Origin of the sequence: Paenibacillus sanguinis 2301083 = DSM 16941 (genome assembly GCF_000374825.1) — a bacterium.
GTDB lineage: Bacteria > Bacillota > Bacilli > Paenibacillales > Paenibacillaceae > Fontibacillus > Fontibacillus sanguinis.
In genome coordinates, this window is the sequence record NZ_KB895381.1 from 149088 (window position 1) to 168608 (window position 19521).

At 52.0% G+C, this 19521-nt stretch carries 11 protein-coding genes; 10 read left to right on the forward strand and 1 reads right to left on the reverse strand.

The genetic code is table 11. The features are described 5' to 3' along the window. Positions 1–129: 129 nt before the first annotated feature. From C557_RS0111510 to C557_RS0111550, 8 genes are all read left to right on the forward strand, one after another. Positions 130–1908 carry a cache domain-containing sensor histidine kinase gene (locus C557_RS0111510; protein ID WP_018752016.1) on the forward strand — a complete coding sequence of 593 codons (1779 nt, stop codon included), beginning with the start codon at positions 130–132 and terminating at the stop codon, positions 1906–1908. Beyond that, a complete protein-coding gene (locus C557_RS23400; RefSeq protein WP_018752017.1) occupies positions 1877–3496 on the forward strand; it encodes a response regulator in 1620 nt (539 codons plus the stop codon). Before C557_RS0111510 ends, C557_RS23400 begins: the two co-directional genes overlap by 32 nt. Beyond that, positions 3474–4823: an ABC transporter substrate-binding protein gene (locus C557_RS0111520; RefSeq protein WP_018752018.1), complete on the forward strand. Its 1350-nt coding sequence runs from the start codon at positions 3474–3476 to the stop codon at positions 4821–4823. The genes C557_RS23400 and C557_RS0111520 overlap by 23 nt, the downstream gene beginning before the upstream one ends. Positions 4824–4947: 124 nt before the next feature. Continuing rightward, on the forward strand, positions 4948–8499 hold the full coding sequence (locus C557_RS0111525) for a putative Ig domain-containing protein (protein ID WP_018752019.1): 3552 nt from the start codon (positions 4948–4950) through the stop codon (positions 8497–8499). 92 nt (positions 8500–8591) lie between these two features. Further along, positions 8592–10067 (forward strand): glycosyl hydrolase family 28 protein, encoded by a 1476-nt coding sequence (locus C557_RS0111530; RefSeq protein WP_018752020.1) that lies wholly within the window; start codon positions 8592–8594, stop codon positions 10065–10067. Then, positions 10064–13588 (forward strand): COG1470 family protein, encoded by a 3525-nt coding sequence (locus C557_RS0111535; protein WP_018752021.1) that lies wholly within the window; start codon positions 10064–10066, stop codon positions 13586–13588. The genes C557_RS0111530 and C557_RS0111535 overlap by 4 nt, the downstream gene beginning before the upstream one ends. Beyond that, positions 13585–14412, forward strand: coding sequence for an alpha/beta fold hydrolase (locus tag C557_RS0111540; protein WP_018752022.1), 828 nt, complete (start codon positions 13585–13587; stop codon positions 14410–14412). Before C557_RS0111535 ends, C557_RS0111540 begins: the two co-directional genes overlap by 4 nt. Positions 14413–14507: 95 nt before the next feature. Continuing rightward, positions 14508–15566 (forward strand): alpha/beta hydrolase family protein, encoded by a 1059-nt coding sequence (locus C557_RS0111550; RefSeq protein WP_083930120.1) that lies wholly within the window; start codon positions 14508–14510, stop codon positions 15564–15566. A 64-nt stretch (positions 15567–15630) separates the two neighbouring features. Here C557_RS0111550 and C557_RS0111555 read toward each other — a convergent pair whose 3' ends face one another. Further along, positions 15631–17706, reverse strand: coding sequence for a glycoside hydrolase family 31 protein (locus C557_RS0111555; RefSeq protein WP_018752024.1), 2076 nt, complete (start codon positions 17704–17706; stop codon positions 15631–15633). Positions 17707–17833: 127 nt separating this feature from the next. On the opposite strand from C557_RS0111555, the gene C557_RS23405 reads away from it, so the two are divergent. Together C557_RS23405 and C557_RS0111565 are read left to right on the forward strand one after the other, a co-directional pair. Further along, entirely contained in the window at positions 17834–18700 is an 867-nt protein-coding gene (locus C557_RS23405; RefSeq protein WP_018752025.1) for an AraC family transcriptional regulator, read from the forward strand. A 10-nt stretch (positions 18701–18710) separates the two neighbouring features. After that, positions 18711–19520: a response regulator gene (locus C557_RS0111565; protein ID WP_018752026.1), complete on the forward strand. Its 810-nt coding sequence runs from the start codon at positions 18711–18713 to the stop codon at positions 19518–19520. The last annotated feature ends 1 nt before the right edge of the window (position 19521 follow it).

Below are 19521 nucleotides of genomic sequence, written 5' to 3' on the forward strand. Positions count from 1 at the left end.
TGCTTTTAGGAGGTTCGGGTTAATTTGCTAGAAATGAATAGAACTTATGCCCTTTTTTTTCACAGCATTAAAAGGTACACTATTAGCATTCCGAACACCCGGTCCCGGTTATGGGGGAGGCAGAATGGCTTGAAATACAGAAACCGTCTGTTCTTTAAATTTTCGCTGGCGTTTATCCTGGTAGGCCTGATTCCGGTCTTTATCCTCAGCCTGTTGTCTCTGTACCAGTTCACCGGCCAGATTGAACGGCATACCGTGAATAATATTCGGCAGATGATGGTCTATATGAGCAATAATGTGCATGATATTTTCGCCGAGTATGACGAGATTTCCAGGACAATGTATACCAAGACCGACGCCTCGGAAATATTCGGGGAGGCCTCGAAGTCGCTTCCTCAGGATGAGGTCAACCTGTCCGCCATGGATAACTTTATTAAAAATATGTTGTTTAGCGATTCCCATATCCAGAATGTGCTGTTTGTTCGCGGCGAAGATGAGGTGCTGTACCAGCAATCACGCGGCAACAAGCGGCTTAATCCCTATGAGACCTATCCGCCTGTGGGCTGGCAATATCGGATGCGGGACAATCCGAAGGAGCTGGGGGTTTTCGCTTATCATATGGAAGGCTATTACAATTCTCAGGATTTGGTCATGACCTTTGCCCGCAACTGGATTGACACCAGAGAAGGCGTCCAGAACCCGGCCAAGCTGTATGGCACCTTGTATCTTGATCTGGATATCGATGTGTTTGACAACCTGCTCAATCAATCCAGGCTGGGAGGGAGTGACGAAATCTATATTGTGGACCGGAATGATATTATTCTGTACTCCAACCGACGCGACCGGATCGGCGGGAGGTTTGACGAATTCTCCACCAAGTCCCGCGGGGACATGATGGTGTTTACCGAGCCTATTCCGTATATTTCGGGCAAGGTTGTAGGTCTGATTTCCAAGGAGGATATTTATTCTCCTATTCTGCGAACCCGCAACACGATATGGCTGGCCGCAGGCCTCAGTCTGGGAGCTATGCTTCTGCTGGCTCTGTTATTCTCCAGAAGATTTACCAAGCCGATTCTGCTGCTGATGCGGCAGATGCTCAAGGTGGAATCAGGCAACCTGGACACGGCGGTTGTGCTCCGTCAGAAAGACGAGATGGGCAGACTGGCCAACGGCTTCAATCGGATGGTGGAACGGCTGCGGGAGTTTATTGATGAGGCGTATGTTCATGAGATCAAGAGGAAGCAGGCGGAATTGAATGCGTTAAAGAGCCAGATTCGTCCGCACTTCTTGTACAATACGCTTGAGGTGATTCGCATGAGCGCGCTTGTAGGCGGAGACCGCAAGGTTGCCGATATGATTCATTCGCTGTCCGACCAGCTTCAATATGTTATTGATTACGGCGATGAGTCGGTTACGCTCGGGCAGGAGCTGGAGCATCTGCGTCATTATTTTCACCTGATTGAGGTGCGTTTCTACAACCAGATTGTGCTGGGCATAGAAACAGAAGACGAGATATTGCTGCAGGCCAAAGTGCTGAAGCTGATTCTTCAGCCGCTGGTGGAGAACGCGGTGCATCACGGCATCCGTCCGAAGGGCGGAAAAGGCATGGTGCTGATTACTATTGAACGCCTCGATCCGGAAATCCTGAGCATTACCGTATATGATAACGGAATCGGGATAGAGCAAACGAAGCTGGAAGCGCTTCAATCATCTCTGGAAGGGCAATCGGACCACAATAGCAGAAGCATCGGCATGACCAATGTGCACGAACGGATCAAGGCTGCATTCGGAGAGTCTTATGGTCTGGATATAGAGAGCAACCCGAATATCGGGACTTCAGTTCGTCTTATACTTCCTTTGAGGCTGGAGGCGGAGCATGAGCAAGCTAAAGATGATATTGGCCGATGATGAACCGGTGATTCTGAACGGATTGAAATGGATTGTGGACTGGGCGGGCCTTGGCATTGAAATCGTTGGCGAAGCCCAGGACGGACAGCAATTGCTGCGATTGATTCAGGAGAAGCAGCCGGATCTGATTGTCAGCGATATCTGTATGCCCGGCTTGTCCGGCATTGATGTGCTGCGGGAAATGAATGCTTCGGATAAACCGGGCAAGGTGATCTTTATCAGCGCACACAAGGAATTTCAATATGCGCAGGACGCCCTGAAGTATGGCGCGCTGGATTATCTGGTGAAGCCTGTTGATACAACGGCGCTGGAGCAGGTGGTGCAGAAGGCGGTCTCAATCATTCGCAATGAATCGCTGGAGGAGCGCAATCGCGGGAAGCTGGAGCAGTTGGAGCGCAACATCAGAGCGAAGACAACAGAAGAATTGCTGGATCGGCTGACTGACGGAGACCGGAGCGTGGTTGCGGAAATCGTGCAGATCAGCGGAGAGCGACCGGAGCGGAGCGTGACTGTGTGTGTAGCTGAATGGGGGCGCGCAGCTCTGGAACAGAATCGCTGGCAGGAGCGGGAGCGCAGGCTGATTGATTTTGCCGTGACGAATATTATGGGCGAGATCGTTCGAGACATGCGGGGGAGCTTTTTCTTTCGCAAGAAGGAGGCCTTCTGTTGTCTGCTTGCGATTGATGAGCTGGAGCAGGCGGTGCAGGCTGCTCAGGCGATTCGGGACAATGTCAGGGACTATTTGAAAATTGACCTGGCTATCGGTGTAGGCGGGATAGTGACCGGGATCGGGGAGGCTGTCGTCTCCTATAAACAGGCGCAGGAAGCCTTGGAACGCGCCTATTTTATCGGTCCGGGCCAGATTCTGGCCTATCCTTCGGTGCAGGAGCAACCCGTTCGGCAGCAGGTGACCGAGGTTCAGAACAGGCTGCTGCAGGCTATACTTGCCGGTTGGTCTGACGAAGAGCTATTCCCTGTCGTGTCAGAGCTGCTACATGTTGTCCGGCAAGCGTCGGCAGGGAGCAAGCATGCGGTTGTCTCTGTATTATATTCTACCTTGATGCGAATCCGTCAGGAACTGAATAGTCTGGGATTTGCTGTTGAGTCGTCGGAGGACTCGGCGCACATGCTTCTGGAGAGATCAGCGGGCCTGGAGACATTGCCTGAGGTGGAGGCCTGTTTCAACGAAGCGCTCAAGGATATTGGCTATCAGCTCAAGGTCGGGCTCGGCGGTAGAGAGCTGCAGCAGATTAGGCAAGTGAAGGATTACATCCAGAAGCACTATGCGGAGAACATTACACTCGAGAAAATTTCCGGTCTGATTTATATGAATTCCTCTTATTTCAGCACATTTTTCAAGAAGCACACGGGGGAGAATTACAAGCAATACCTGACAGAGGTGCGTATGAAGCATGCCAGACGCCTGCTGCTGCATAGTGAACTCATGATTTATGAGGTGGCCGAGCAGGTCGGTTACGGCAATGCCCGGCTGTTCAGTGAAATGTTCCGCAAGCATGTTGGGCAAACTCCCCAGGAATTCAGACTGACGAAAGGAAAGCTGGCCTATGATGGCGAACAACAGAATTAAATGGTGGAAGCGGCGGCTTTCTCTGGCGGTCAGACTGACGCTTATACTTGCTGTTCTCTTAAGTGTGTCTTCCTGCGGCTTGCCGGACAAGGGGCACCATGATCCGCTGCTTGTGGGAGAAGGCCCCGATGCGGCTCCCGTTGAAATCTCGATCACTTATGCGATGGGAGACAGCGCTCATCAGAAAGGCATGCAGACGATGATCAACAATTATAAGAAGTCTCATTTAAACGTACAGATCAAAGTCATTGGCAATACCTACCAGGCCAAAGGCTATGCGGATGATCTGACGCTGCTGGATGCGATGGGGACCTTCCCTGACCTGGTAGAAATGCGGGATACTCAAATGTTCGCAGATGCCGGTCTGCTGGCCGAGCTGCCAGCGTCCGTGCAACAGCTGTTTAATGATATTCCCCAAGTGAATGGCAAAATATATACAGCCCCGATTCAGGCAGAGCTGCCTCAGGGAATCATCTATAATCAGCGGCTTTTTGAAGAGCTTGGGCTCAAGGAGCCTTCTACGTATGCTGAATTTCTGGAAATTTGCGAGACGATCAAGCAAGCGGGCATCTCGCCGATCATCGTGGGAGGCAGGGATTTATGGCATATGGGGTTCTGGATTAACCATTTTCTGCTGGATGATGTGTATGCCGACGATAGCGAGTGGAACCGCAAACGAAATGAGGGCTTGGTGAAATGGACGGACGCGGGTCCTTCCGCAGCGCTGAAGGATTTAAAGGAGCTATGGGACAAGGAGTATGTAGCACCCGGTTTTTTGAACGTGTCTGACAGCCAGACCGTCGGTTATTTGACCGCAGGCAAGGCGGCGATGCTGATGTCGGGTCCCTGGATGTTTACTCAACTGAAAGAGCTGGACCCGTATTTCAAGATCGGTTTCTTCCCCGTACCTGACCGGGAGGGAAATATTCATATCACGGGACTGTCTTTGCCGACAGGCTGGGCTATTTCCGCTCAAGCTGCTGAGGACCCGGCCAAGCTCAGAACGATTGAGCAGTTTCTCCATTTTTTCTACAGTGCCGAGGAATATTCCAAATATTTGACCTTGACCAGTGCATTACCGGCAACCAAGGCTCCTGTTCAACTGGAGGCCGACCTGCTGGTGAAGGAGGTTCAGACCTTGCTTGCCGATCCGCATGTCATCAAGCTCCGCTCTATGGAGAATCATTGGGGAGCCAATCAAATCCCGCCCGGCTTTCGCAACGAGCTCTATGCCTTTGTTCAGGATTATCTGTCCGGCCATATCTCGATTCAGCAGGCGCTGGAGCAAGCTGATGAGGCATGGGACACCAGGGACAGCAAAGATTAGCAAGCTCAAGAAAACTAAAAAAAACTGCATAAAGAACTGGAAAAACAGGATTCTCCTATGGCCGAGGGTCAACTACAATGATGAAGAAAATGAAAGCGATTTCTTTAAGCCAAAGGAGGAGCGTATGAAGCAGAAGAAAGGCTATTTACGATTCTGTCGTCGTTTGTTAGCCGTGACGGTGGCACTCGGCATGGTGCAGGGTTTAGTTATTTCACAGGGAGGGGAGCAGGTCTTTGCTATGGAGCTTTCTAAAGCAACAAGTACAATGTATGAAGTCAAAATTTCAGAGACCGTAACCAATGGGTTCACCCATCCGGGGGTAGGTCTCACCAAGTCAACGCTGGAGACTATGCGCTCTATGGTGCGGGAGCACAAGGAGCCCTGGCATTCCTATTATCAGGCCATGACAGCCTCTGCCGCCGCGGCCAGGAACGTAACCTCAAGCAATCAAAGCCCAATTGATCCCGGCAAGCCGGAGAGCGATGCTTTTAACAGTCAAGGCATGAATTCCAGATTTATAGCTGATGGATTGAAGGCATATACGCAGGCGTTGATGTATTACACTACCGGGGATGAGGCTTATCGGGCCAATGCCTTGCAAATCCTTCGTATCTGGTCGCAGATGGACCCTGATAAATATGCTTATTTTAGCGATGCCCATATTCATACCGGTATTCCGCTGAATCGAATGGTGACGGCTGCGGAGATTCTGCGTTACACCAGTTACGAGACGGCCGAGCTGGCCTGGAGCGAGCAAGATACGGCGGACTTCACGAATCATCTGATTGTTCCGGTGATCGAGACATTCCAGCACGATAACAACCACTTTATGAACCAGCACAATTATCCATTGCTGGGGGCAATGGCGGGTTATATTTTTACTAATAACCAAGAACGTTACAATGAAGCTGTAGAATGGTTCACCGTGAACAAGACCGCAAAGAATCAGGGCTTCAACGGTTCGATCAAGCAATTGTTCAGGTTGGTTGATACGAATGCAGCAACGGGAGAGAGGCTGGCTGAGCCGGTTGTACAGCATGTAGAGATGGGCCGGGATCAAGCGCATGGCGGCGGGGATTTGACGAATGCGGCGATTATTTCCCGGATGCTGCTTGCCCAGGGCACTAAGGTAGATCCGCTTACTGGTACTGTATCTGATGCGGATAATGCGGTAGGCCCTTATGAATTCTTGAATGATCGTATTTTGGCGGCAGCCGACTATTTTTGGAAGTATATGCTGGGCTATGATACCTCATGGGTTCCCGTTGTGTTCAGCTCTGACGAAAATGGCAAGACCAAGGGGATTTATCACCGGATCGCTGATTCTTACCGGGGCAGAATGACGACGGCAAATTTCTGGGATCTGTACTATTACTATACTTATTCAAAGGGAGTGGATCTCAAGGAGAAAGCGCCTTATTATCACGAGGCATTCACCAAGCGGATTCCATCCAACTATTATTATCAAGGCCGGTTGCAAATGAATTGGGATAATGTCGATGGCGGCGGCGACTTCTGGCTATATCTTCCCGAAGCAGCCGAGTCCGAGGGGACCTCTATGCTGCCGAAGGAGCAATCTAGCGCCGCATTTGTTGAATTGGAGGATCGGTATACGGCATTTGATGCCCGGATTGCCACGAAGCAGGAAGATGAGCACTCCTATGTTCGGGTACCATCTACCCTGTCGGGCAGCCAACTGGTTGTGCAGAATCTCTCCTATGCTGATCGCAGCAAAGAGCGGCTTATCGGCTTGAAATTCCGTACAGACGGCGCGGCGGTTGTCGAGTTAAGCAAGGAGCGCAATTCCACCCCTTATCATACGCTGACGTTGCCGGACACCGAAGGGCAATGGCATTACATCATCTATGATATGGGCCTCAGCCATGTGTCGTATGGCCAACTGGATAAAGATTATAGCCTGATGTATCTCAAGATCGTTGGGGACGGAGTAACGGTTGATCTGGATCATCTCAACGTTCTGGCTGGCCAGCAGCTCACACCGCCGGTATTTGCAAGTGGAGCAGGAAAGGTTGAGGAAGTTGGACTGGAGGGCCATCCGTTAGAGCTGGATTTCTCGGCTACAGATGCTAACCCTGAGGATCAGCTTATTTATAAAAGCTCCCTATTGCCAAGTGGCGCCCAATTTGATCCAGCAACAGGGAAACTCCTCTGGACGCAGCCTGTTGCGGGCGATTACATCTTTATCGTCTCGGCTTCGGATGGGATCGCAGTGACAGCCAAGCAGGTGCAGCTTACCATTGCTGATTCGCGAGAGTCGGCTGTACAATTGGCAACTCAAGCGTATAAAGAATCGACGATTTACACTTCTGCTTCATTGCAAGACTATAAGACATCACTCAGCCTGATCAACACTTCGTCTCAACACGTGGATAATGACAGCTTCCTGGCACAGCTAAGCAAGCTGAAACAGGCGGCGGACCATCTGGTGCCATTAACCCCGCGACTGCCGGATGGAAGCATGGATTACGCTGGGCTTGTAGCTTCTTCTACCTTTGGCGATTCGATTTCAATGCTAACGGATAACAACAATAATACATTCCCGGTTTATTCGCTGGCTCCGTATCCCGATCTGTATCATATTTTTGATTTTGGCCCGGATTATAAAGTTTCAGCCACTGCCTTCAGTCTGCAAAGCCGAATGAATTTTGTGGATCGGATGGCTGGATCGGCGGTGTTTGGCTCTAACGATCGAGCCCACTGGACGCGCTTGACTCCAAAGGAAACCATCTTCACGGATGATTTCTCCAGACTGGAGGTCGATCCGTCTCTACAAGAGCAGCAATATAGATTTATCAAAATTCAGATGTTGAATCCTCAACCCGATGCGCTGAGGGGAACGGTTAATAATCTGCTGGAGCTGGGGGAATTCCGTATTTTTGGAGAACGCCACGAGGCGGTGAACAAGCTGGCATCCGTATCCATCCAATCTGAGCAGGCCATCGAACAAATGGTGACGATTGGCGATACGGTGAAGCTGATCTTTCAGGCCAATGCACCGATTCAAGTGAGGACGGCGGTCATTCAAGGACAAGAGGCAACTCTGCAAACAGATGATCAAAAGAACTGGAGCGCTACGGTTGCCACTTATGAAGGGATGACAAACGGACCGATTCAATTCCAATTGGAGTATTTGACAGCAGAGGGAGTAGCAGCGGACCCCGTTTCCTTTACAACCGATGATTCGGTTTTATATCTGCTTGACCACAGGCAGTTCATCGATGTTAGCAAGCTGGGGGAGGTCACCCTGTCTGATGCTCCGTTTGGCAACGTCACCATGGAGCAGGCAGGTAAATTCATCTTTGATGGCGATCCTGCTACTTTTGGAGACCTGCAGAGAGGTCCGGGCTCCTACTATACGATTGATTTTGGTGAAGGCGCTGCTATACAGCTCCAGCATATCATGCTGCTGCCGCGTGCCAGCCATCCGGGGCGGATGAACGGTCTGGTTATTCAAGGCTCCAATGATCTTGCTTCCTGGATTGATTTGACGCCAAAGGCTTCAGGCTCGACGGTCGGTAAATGGCTGTATATGGGCGGTTCTCAGCTCGTGAATCAAGGGGCTCACCGGTATATCAGACTCTATAATGGAAGCAATTGGTATGGAAATGTCGCCGAGGTCAAGCTATATGGAAGCATTGAGATTGAAACTAAATAAAGCAACATACAAGGCTAAAAAAACTGGCATATGCCTTGCCACAGGCAGCGATACAATGAGAGGGAGGGAAAGTTGGAAGGGAGAACGAGGTAGTGAATAGACTGGTATCGTATGAGGCGCCCTCGGGCACCCCTTTACGTCATGAATTCAAGGTGCGGGCCCGGATTCCGGGCGGGGCATGGCAAGAGATAGCGGTGTATGAGGCCAAGGTAGACATGCACCAGGTGAACCTGGCATCTATGGCTTATTTTGATATGGAGGGGACCGTCGAGGTTGAGGTCGAGTACACCGATAAATGCGTCGAGGAAGTCATGATTCGCCCTTTATCAGCCGGGGTCGGGCATGAAAAAACAGGAAATGTCATTCATCTGACCTTGAATCGGCCCTGCAAGCTGTCGATTGAGGTGAATCAGAATCGGTTCAATAACCTGCATTTGTTTGCTAATCCTGTGGAGACGGATGCTCCGCAGCCTGAGAATGCGGGGGTGCTGGTGCTGAAGCCGGCGATCCATCGGACCGAGGATATTTACCGCCTGGCGGCTGAGCTGCCAGCTCTTGATGATGCGGCGCCGCGAGTCATTTATTTTGCTCCGGGCATGCATTATCTGGAGGAGACGTTGCTGAAAATCCCTTCAAATACAACGGTATATGTGGCAGGCGGTGCTGTCGTCGTCGGCTCGTTCGTCTGTGAGCGTGTGGAAAATGTTCGCATCTGCGGCAGGGGGATTCTGTATTTGTCTGAATTCTCGCGCTTCTCTGCGTTCCGCGGTGTGCGGATTGTGTTCTCTCGCCATATTGCCGTAGAGGGAATCATTTTGCTTGACCCGCCGCATTACAGCATCTATATCGGCAAGTCCGAGCAAATCACGATCGACAACTTCAAGTCGTTCAGCACGCGCGGCTGGTCTGACGGCATCGATATGATGGCCAGCTCGGATGTTCAGATTCGCGACGTGTTTTTGCGCACCTCGGATGATTGCATTGCGGTGTACGGGTCCCGATGGGATTATCGCGGCGATACACGGCGGGTAAGCGTGGCTGACAGCATCCTGTGGGCGGATGTCGCACATCCGCTGATGATAGGAACACACGGCGACCATGAGCATGACGGAGATACGATTGAGGATATTGAATTTTGCAATATCGACATCCTGGAGCATCACGAGCCGCAGGAGAATTACTGGGGTGCGCTGGCGATCAATGCCGGAGACCACAATACGGTTCGTCGTGTGACCTATGACAATATCCGGGTAGACGACTTTGAGCTGGGCCAGCTTGTCGATATCCGGGTGGTATGGAACAAGGACTATAACCCTGCTCCGGGGCGATGCATTGAGGATGTAACCCTCCGCAACATCCAGTATCGGGGAAGGAACACCAACCCCAATCGTATCTATGGATACGATGGGCAGCGACAGGTCAGCAACATCATGTTTGTGGATCTGATGATCAACGGGGAAGTGATTCTTGATGCGGCTCAGGGTAATTTTGCAGTTAATGAATTTGCGCAGAACGTAGTATTCAAGAAATCAGATGAAAATACGGTCACCGGAGGTGAGTACAAATGAAGGATACAGCAGGGATTGACCTGCTGCCATGGATCCGATCATCTTCTGTGGCGGCCGCTGACGATCAGACCTCTCAAAGCACCTGGCTAGAAGCTGGCGAGAGAGCCGAGTGGCATTATCCCGGCGTTCATCTGGATAACCACTGGTTCAAGCACGGCTTTGTCAGTATCAATTCACACAGTGTAGATTTGCGGGATTGGTACGGACTTGAGGTTGAGGCGGAATGGCAGAGCCGGCCTTTTGCAGAGCAGGAGGCGCTGGAGCTGCTGCTTGAAATCGGGCTGCTCCGAGACCGCAGTCCTTTGCCGGAGGAACTGGAGTATGTCACGCTGCGTACCCTTGTGCCGCCGGGAGCCTTGGATCATGAAAAGGGTCATGGCCTCGTTAGAGCAAGGCTTCCGTTTCAGAGCTTTGATGATCAGAAGGTGCTGGCGGGCAAATGGAAATTTGTCCGGAGTGTTCGGCTGACACCGCGCTGGACAGGGGAAGAGCAGCCACCGTTAAAGCTAGCCAAGCTGCGCTTTATCCGCCGGCCAGCCCTATTTGCCGAGCTGCCGGTACGGTCGATAGCGGCTGCCGCAGGCGATTTGGCGCGCTATACAGTGAAGCTGCACAATTGCACCGAACATACGCAGCCTGTCGTCATTTCCTGCACGCGCTACGGCTGGGAGACGATGAAGGTGACCGTCACACCCGAGAACTGTGTGCTCAAGCCTTGGGAGTCGCGCGAGATTGTGGTGGACGTGGAGGTGCCGCCGCGTGTTGCCCCCGGTGGCTTTGAGCTTCAAAGGCTGGTTCTAGTGCCTGGCGGTAGAGGGGAATGGGCGGAGGAACTGACGCTGTATACCGTGCGTGAGCTGCCGCACCCTTATATCAAGCATAAGGAAGCAGGCTGGGAGCAGGTGCGTCAGAAGGTTGAGAAGCATCCATGGGCTAGGGAGCTGCGTGACATGTACGTGCGGCGTGCCGAGCAGTGGGAGCTGCCCGAGCCGCAGACCGGGCCGTATTTATTTGAAGCGCATCATTCCCATGAGGCGGAGAACGCGGTTATTGCCTGGAAGCTGACGGGTCGTCAGGATTTGGCGGACAAGGCTGTCCGCTTCCTGCGGGCTACCGTGGACCCGGAGCGGGGATATCCGACCACCCGGCGCGCCTGTCATCAGGAGCTGGTGCATGAGGGTGAATATTTCAAGCATACGGCGGTGGTGTATGATTTGCTTGCCGCGTCTGACTTGCTGACTGCCGAGGATCATGCTCATGTGGCGAGGTCGTTCCGCCTGTTCATGGAGCTGATAGATTGGGCGCTGAGTGTCGGGGGCATTTCCAACTGGACGCTGGCGGAAATGATCGGGGCGCTTTATTGCAGTCAGGCGCTGCAGGATTATGAGCAGATGAACCGCTTTTTGTATGGCGCGGGAGGCTTTACGGATCATCTGTCCAAGGGCACACTGGATGACGGCTGGTGGTATGAATGCTCGGTTGGCTACAATTTGATGGCTGCGGGCCTGTTCTCCGAAGTGGTGCAGAGCTGTCGACCATGGGGGATCAATCTGGACGGGGTGTGGGTGCCGGCTCAATATCATCATCAGATTACGCCGGAGACCGGAGACCAGATCGATGGGCTTTGCCTGGATGTCTGGGGACCAAACCAATCCAATCATCGCTCGATCACCCAGTTATGGGATAGTCTGCTGCCGTATGCCGATTACCGGAGCGTTCTGTTTGGCATTAATGATTCCGCAGAATCCAAGCTGCCGGGCATCGCGCCGAGAGGCTATATGGATGCCCGCTATGACTTGGCCTATTATTTGTACGGCAAGCCGGAGTATGCGGATGTGCTGCTGAATTGTGAACTGGCTGACCGCGATTTGCTGTACGCAGCGGAGCAGTTGATTCCAAGCGAGACCCAGCCTTATCTGACCTCCGGTTATTCCGATATCGCCGGGGTAGCGGTGCTGCGTTCGCAGACGCCGGGGCGCAAGCCCCGTGAGCAGCTTCAGGCGGTGGTCAAATACGGAATTCATGGCGGGGCCCATGGTCATTATGACCGGGTCAGCCTGCTGTCGATCATGAGATATGGCCGCAGCTTTTACAATCCGGAAAGCATCTGGTACAGCTATCATACCTTTATGTACAAATTTTACGTGCAGACCTCCATGACCCATAATATGGTCGTTGTGGATCGGAAGCAGCAGGACCCGGCAGAGGGCCAGCGTCTGCTGTTCTACAGCGGCGATTCCTTTCAGGCCTGCGCAGTAGAGAATACGGCTCGCTGGTCCTATCCCCCATATGGAGGCTGGAGAGTAGCGGGAGACACAACGCTGGCCGAGCGCGTCTGGAATGAGGGGAGGTCCTTGTCGATACCGGCCGATCCGCCTGAATATACGAAGCGAACCGGCTTTACGGAACCTGTCCAACAGCGGCGCTTAACGGTGGTGCTGGACGACTGTCTTATTCTGTTCGACTATGTATCCGGTGAAGAGGAGCATGATTATGATTGCCTGTTTCACTGTAAGGGACTGCGACAGCTTGAGGCGATCGGGCAAAGGCTGATCAAGCAAACCGACCAGTTGGACCCCGATCCGCTAGGGACGGGTCAGTTCATTACCTTGTGTGACTGGTATGAAATGGAGGGACCGGTCAAGGCGAGCTTCCGCATGGAATTCGGCCCGGATTCAGACTCGGCTTGGGGGAACCGGACTGCCTTTAACGAGCCAGGCCCGCTAAATATGGATCACTATACGTTGTGGCCCCAGTCCGTGCAGATGATTGTCGGCAATGATCCCGAGATGCACCCCGTGGACAAGAAGCTGTATTACGAGGTGCGTGGGGATGAGAACACACTGGCGTCCGGGAAGCTTGGAGCCTGGATTTTTGGCCGGGATGATCTGGAGCTATCGGTTGAGGGGGTAAACACGCTGGAGCTGCGAATTCGCGTAGAGCCTGGCATAGGAGACAACGAACTTCCTAAGCCATTAGAAAAAACCGTTTTCTGGGGCGATCCTTATCTGGAGACCTCCAAGGGACGAGTCTACTTATCCGAGCTTCCGCTGGAGATGGAGAATACGGACCCGGGCAACGGTCCCGGCACAGATTATTTCGGAGGGCCTGTACGCATTCAGATGAAGCAGTTCGACCGGGCCATCCCCGCCAATCCGCTGAATGCGGAGCAGGAGGGAATCATCCGGATTGATCTTGCGGGAATGGGTGCGTCGCGCCTTGTCGCCTCCATTGGCGGCGATTATCCGCTAGGCGACGAGACGGAACGGCGCAAGCTGATCAGCGCTCGCAGCACAGGCAAGCAAGCCAGATTTGTTACGTTGATCGAGCCTTATGAGCATCAGTCGATGATCGTCTCGGCCAGCGCGGAATCGGCTGACCAGGTGTCTGTTCACCTGGCGGACGGCCGGGTACAACGGGTTACGGTCAAAGGTCTGGAGGCAGGCGGCGATGAGGTAGCGGTTGTCCTGGAGGAACGGGACGCTTCAGGAGCGGTGCTGCGAAGGGAGGTCTCGCGATGAGCAATCGCAGCCGCACAGGCCTGATGGAGCTGCAAGGCGAAGCCAGAACTGGAGATGTGGCATTGTATTATGAATATACAGCGCCGGATCGGCCATGCGACTCAACGCTTGTGTTCATCCATGCTCACGCTGTGAACCACAGGATGTGGGAGCCGCAGGTAAAGGAATTCGCAGCGGACTATCCCGTGTTGCGTTATGATTTGCGCGGCTATGGCTATTCTTCGTTGCCCAGGGAGGGCGAGGATTATCTGCACGCCGAGGACCTGCGGCAATTGCTGGAGCGGCTGAGCATCGGCAAGGTACACCTGATCGGCTTGTCGCTGGGTGCTTTTGTTGCCCTGGACTATTGGGCTTTATATCCGCAACAGGTGGGCTCCGTCACGGTAGCGAGCGCCGGAATTCCGGATCCCAGACCAGAAGCGGTGACGCCTTTTACAGGCGATATAGCCGACTTCAAGCAAGCGTGGTACAACAGCCTGCTGGCTCATTGCGGTCCCGATCGGAACGGCTATAGCCAGCGGTTGTGGGCCATGATTGCAGACTGGACGGCCTGGCAGCCAACTCATGCCGAGCCGGAGTGCCTGCTGCGGGAACGGCTGTTGCCTATGTTGAAGCAGTGCGGGCCTGTTCCGGTCTGCGCAATAGCAGGAGAGCGGGATTCGGAGGGAGCGAAGGCTTCGCTCCGCTTGCTGCTGGAGCATGTGCCGCAGGGGGAGCTGGTCAGCATGGCCGATGTTGGCCATTTTTGCAGCATGGAGTCTCCCGAGAGGTTTAACAGCCTGCTGCGATCGTTCTGGAGCAGGCATGCAGTGCTGGAAGGTTAACTGAAAGTGTGGTGGAGGATGGAACAAAAGAAGGGGATGTTGCGCATGACTTGGGCAAAAGAGCTGCTATTTCAATTATCGGGATTCGAGGATGAATGATGGATAAAATGACAGAACATGTGATGAATTGGACAACAGACGCTTTTCTAAAGAAGCTTTATGAAGATACGTCAGCCGAACGCTTGCAACTGGCAGAGGCAACATCGCTGCAGGAGCAGCGGTCCCGCTTGGCGCAGGCGTTAAGGCGAGCGTTAGGAGCTTTTCCCGAGCACAGCGGTCCGCTAAATCCTGTGTTGCTGAAACGACGGGATTATGGGGATTATACCTTGGAGAAGGTCGCTTACACTACGTTGGACGGGGTTAACGTTCCTGTTCTGATTCTGATCCCGAAGGGGAAAAGGAAACGCTACCCGGCTGTGCTGGCCTGTCATGGCCACGGGAATGGTCAATGGGATGCTGTCGGCATGGATCCTCAGGGCCAAGAGCTGGACGATCCGGGCATTCATAACCGGGTTGCCGTGCGATTGGTCAAATTGGGGCTGGTCGTAGTCATTCCCGAAATTATGGGGTTTGGTGTGCGGCGCATGGCAGCGGAGCTGGAAGAAAATCCGAATTACAGCTCGTGCGCCACGTTGTCCTCTCAATTGCTGATGTATGGTCGGACGCTGGCCGGCATGCGTGTATATGAAGCGATGAGGGCCCTTGACTATATAAACAGCAGAAGCGATGTGGATGCCAAGCGTGTTGGCATCTTTGGCTTCTCCGGCGGCGGATTGATCGCTGCTTACACGGCTGCGCTGGATGAACGAATCAAGGCTGTCGCGCTTAGCGGCTGGACGAATACTTTTCAGGGAAGCATTCTGGCTATGCACCATTGTATTGACAACTATTTGCCGGGACTGCTGCTTGATGCGGAGCAGCCGGACCTGATCGGGGGATTGCTTGCACCACGTCCGCTATTTGTGGAGGGCGGCGAGCAGGACCCTATCTTTCCTGTAGCTCATACGAGACGGACGGTGGCGGAGCTGGAGAACAGGTATGCCTTGTGGAACGCCTCCGATCGCTTTCAGTATGAGCTTCATGCCGGAGGTCATGAAATTTCGGGCAAGCTGTCCTTTGATTGGCTGCATCGACAGCTAAGCGAAGACGAGTGAAGAAAAGCCCGGGGAATGCAGTACATGGCATTCCCCGGGCTTTTAGCCACGCCGACCTCTTGGCTTAGTTTATCGCCGATACTCCGGTAAACGCATAGCGGACTCCTTCATAGCCCCCGGTTCGCTGCACGGTCGCTGTGCCGGCTTCGTCCAGTGAAACGTCCACCCAGTTCCATTGTCCATTCTGATAATTAAAAGAGTGCCCGTCATCTTCATATAATCGGCAGCGGGAAGCCGTTGTGCCGTAGCGGCGGAACGAGATATTGAAGACGGCATCCTCTGCAACATAAGGAAGCGGCTTAGCCAATGGCAGCAGGGTTCCGTCCTTCACAAAGACCGGAATGCGCTCAAGCCCAGGGGTCAGATGGTAGCTTTGTCCTCCCTCGTATTGCTTGCCTGTCCAGAAGCAGAGCCAGGTTCCTTCGGGCAGATAGACATCGCGTTCAGCTGTGCCGGTCACAATTGGCGCTACCAGCAGCGATTCGCCCATCATATAAGCGTCCTCGATGCCATAGGTATGAACATCTTCAGGATAATCCATGACCAGTGCCCGGAACGGCGGACGCCCCTCCAAAGCATATCGGGCATACGCTGTGTACAGGTAAGGTATGAGACTCATGCGAGTTTCAAAGAGGGAACGGCAAACCTCTCGCACGGCTTCATAATCGTCGGCAAATTCACCCCGGATGTTCTGCTCGCGGTTGGTCTGCATCCAGGGCGGATTTGGAATTTGCCAGCAGTTCAGCAGGGCCATTGGCGAGAATACAGCGGTCTGAACGCGCCTGATTAAATCCTCAGGAGATTCAGCCTGACGTACCTCCGGCGACCAGAGCAGTCCCGAGAAGCCGCAGTTAACGACGCCGCGAATAAATACCTTGTGGTCATACAGATCGCTGTAAAGGACGAACGGGTAAGGGGATGCCAAGGCCCCCGAGGCTCGTACTTGAGAGAGCGTGCGTCGTCCGGCTTTTTCAAATGCCTTCTTCAGTGTGGCCTGATACAGAACCCCGATGCTGTTGTGCATCTGTTCGCCGTCCAGACCTGACGGGAATTCAGTGGCATCTGGAAAGGACCAGTTGGAATGCACATAGTCGGAGTTGTCGCATTCGTCCAGCTTGAAGCCGGCAATGCCTTGATCGATAAACTCCTGAGTATGATGCGCCTCAAATATATGGCGCGCCTCCGGTAAAGCCAGGTCCGGGACCAGTCCTTCCCAGACCTCATAGCTGCCCGAAAGCGGCTTGAGCCCCTCATAGATTGGTGATGATGGATGAACAAACAGATGCTCCCACAGATTGACGCGATAGTTCATGCCATAGAGCTGCTCCAGCATGCCCTGATGATCGGGGAAGCGCTTGTCGTCCCACAAGAACGAACAGGAGTAAGCCCGGCTCTGCCAGCCTGGCTCAAAGCCAAACACATCAACTGGCATCCGGTCCTCCCGGAAGGTGCTGGCCAGCCGCATAACATCATCCCGAGTAGCGGCGCTATAGGCCCGATACCAGATGCCCAGTCCCCATGCGGGCGGCAGACAGCCTCCGCCAGAGAAGAGATTGTATCTTTGCACGGATGTGCCCATATCCGGGCCTTCAAACAGGTATAACTCGATGCCGGCGGCAGCGGGGATATCGATCATTACAGTTCGATCTCCTTCAGTGACTTGATAGCCGTACAGCTCGATTTCAGACGTGCCCACCTCCTTGGCCACCTCCTTTTTATGCTCGGAGGCTCCCTTCTTCAGATTGGTTCCGCAGTAGAAGGCCGCATAGCGGGAGGTATCTACATAGACGCCATAGCCTGCTGTTGATACGTAAAAAGGGACCGGAGCATGGCTGTCTCCAGTATCGGCAACAGGATCACTGTTGACACGAATCACTTTTTTTCGGCTGGTATGATCTACACTATGCAATTGTAGTCCGAATCCATACAGATGCTCCTCCTGCATGAGGGGAAGCTCAACACGCACACCTCTGGGGGTTCTGGTGGCAAAAATGTCATCGCTGTTAATGGGTGGTGCTCCCGAGCAATCCAGTGCTTCTAGCTCTTTGTACTTTATAGTTATATCACCAAGACTAACCGGAGTATGAGCTTCCGGCTCCCCAAATCGAAATTTCCATACACCATTGGCTACTTTCTGCATGCTTTTGGCTCCTTTATCGATATGAAATATAACGGCATATAGTATATTGTAGGCATATATATGTCAGTAAAGTAGTGCTAGAATATGATGAAATATCGGTCTGCTATCTAGATACTGGGGGATATTTATGAAAAGATTGTTTGAGCCAGTTAAGCGTCTTCAATCTGGATTTTGGTGGGATTACAAGGTTAATATTGAGCGGGATTATAAAGGATATTACCATTGGCATCAATGCTGTGAATTTATGCTTGTTCATAAAGGTAAGGGCACGGTTGTGGTTAATCAGCAGACATATGAGATCAAACCGGGCATGCTTTTTTTATTTGAGCCATATCAGCTCCATCAGGTGTATGCGGAGGTTTCCTCGGAACAGGTTTATGTACGCTCCATTTTTTATGCTGACGCGCAACGGGTTCGGGCATGTTTACTGCCTTTTCCTGCTTTGAAGGGACGATTCGACCATATGCTCACCGCAGCGGGTACATCCCATGTGTATGAATTAGGCGCTTCTGCGATGCTGGCGCTTGAGGAGATTTATGAGCGATACAATACTTCTTCCCAAGGTGGAGCTGTAGACCATGCGGAAGCTGTAGCTCTGTTGCTCATTCAATTATTCTATTGGCTGCCGGAGGATACCCTGCATTCTGATTCCAGGGAAGAACGGACGAAGAGACCATTGCGTTATGCTGAAATTGTGATGAACTGGATTGAGGAGCATTATGCAGAAGAGGCTATCATGGAGCGATTGGCCAAGGAGACGCATCTGACTCCCAACTATTTGTCTAGAGTCTTCCGTCAGGAGACGGGTAACAGTATTACCAGCTACTTGATTGCTAGACGAATCGGGCAAGCATGCCGATTATTAGAAACAACCGACCTGGCTGTAGAGCAAATTGGTCAGAAGGTTGGTTATGCTAACAGTTCTTATTTTATTCATTTGTTCAAAAGTGAAACCGGACTTACGCCATTGAAGTATCGTCGCCTGCATTTTTGAGCATAGCGAGATGGATATTATCCAGGGGGATCAGCTTTTCAATGTCTTGATTTTATTCGCTTTAGCGTATAAGTTAAAAGTTACAGATGTAAAATGGAGAACGATGAAAATGGATGAATACATTCTTTTGGTTGATGATGAAATAGGAATTTTGGATATGCTGGAAACCATCTTGAAAAAAGAGGGATTTTACAATATAAAAAAAGCTCAGTCAGGAAAGGAAGCATCAGAGATGATTCGGGAATTCAATCCCAGACTCATCGTACTAGATGTCATGCTACCAGATGTTAACGGACTGGAGTTTTGTATGGAACTGCGTAAAAAGACAGATGTGCCTGTACTGTTTTTGACAGCTAAAACATCGGATTATGATAAGTTGACCGGTTTTGCAATGGGAGGCGATGATTATATTACCAAGCCATTTAACCCGATGGAGGTAGTCGCACGAATAAAAGTACAACTGAAACACCAACACATGTATTCAGAGGCAGCGCACAACAAGATTCTGAAATTCGAAGATTTTAGCATCAACAAGGATTCTTGCGAAGTCAAGCGAAATAATGGAAATGTTTTAGAATTTACCGCCTTGGAATATTCCTTACTGGTTTATTTCGCTGAACATCCAAATCGCATATTTACGACTGCACAATTATATGACAATGTATGGGGACAGATGAATCTTGGGGATGAAAAAACAGTTGTCATGCATATTTCCAGGATACGTAAGAAAATAGAACCTGAAGCAGATAAGGTGAAATATATTCATAACATTCGAGGGCTAGGTTATAAGTTTATTCCGCATAAAAAGGAGACACTGTAAC

Excerpts from the sequence above, each read along its gene's own strand:
- C557_RS23405 (WP_018752025.1), top strand. The coding sequence starts at position 17,834 with ATGAAAAGATTGTTTGAGCCAGTTAAGCGTCTTCAATCTGGATTTTGG.
- C557_RS0111555 (WP_018752024.1), bottom strand. The coding sequence starts at position 17,706 with ATGCAGAAAGTAGCCAATGGTGTATGGAAATTTCGATTTGGGGAGCCG.
- C557_RS0111550 (WP_083930120.1), top strand. The coding sequence starts at position 14,508 with ATGATGGATAAAATGACAGAACATGTGATGAATTGGACAACAGACGCT.
- C557_RS0111520 (WP_018752018.1), top strand. The coding sequence starts at position 3,474 with ATGATGGCGAACAACAGAATTAAATGGTGGAAGCGGCGGCTTTCTCTG.
- C557_RS0111535 (WP_018752021.1), top strand. The coding sequence starts at position 10,064 with ATGAAGGATACAGCAGGGATTGACCTGCTGCCATGGATCCGATCATCT.
- C557_RS23400 (WP_018752017.1), top strand. The coding sequence starts at position 1,877 with ATGAGCAAGCTAAAGATGATATTGGCCGATGATGAACCGGTGATTCTG.
- C557_RS0111525 (WP_018752019.1), top strand. The coding sequence starts at position 4,948 with ATGAAGCAGAAGAAAGGCTATTTACGATTCTGTCGTCGTTTGTTAGCC.
- C557_RS0111540 (WP_018752022.1), top strand. The coding sequence starts at position 13,585 with ATGAGCAATCGCAGCCGCACAGGCCTGATGGAGCTGCAAGGCGAAGCC.
- C557_RS0111565 (WP_018752026.1), top strand. The coding sequence starts at position 18,711 with ATGGATATTATCCAGGGGGATCAGCTTTTCAATGTCTTGATTTTATTC.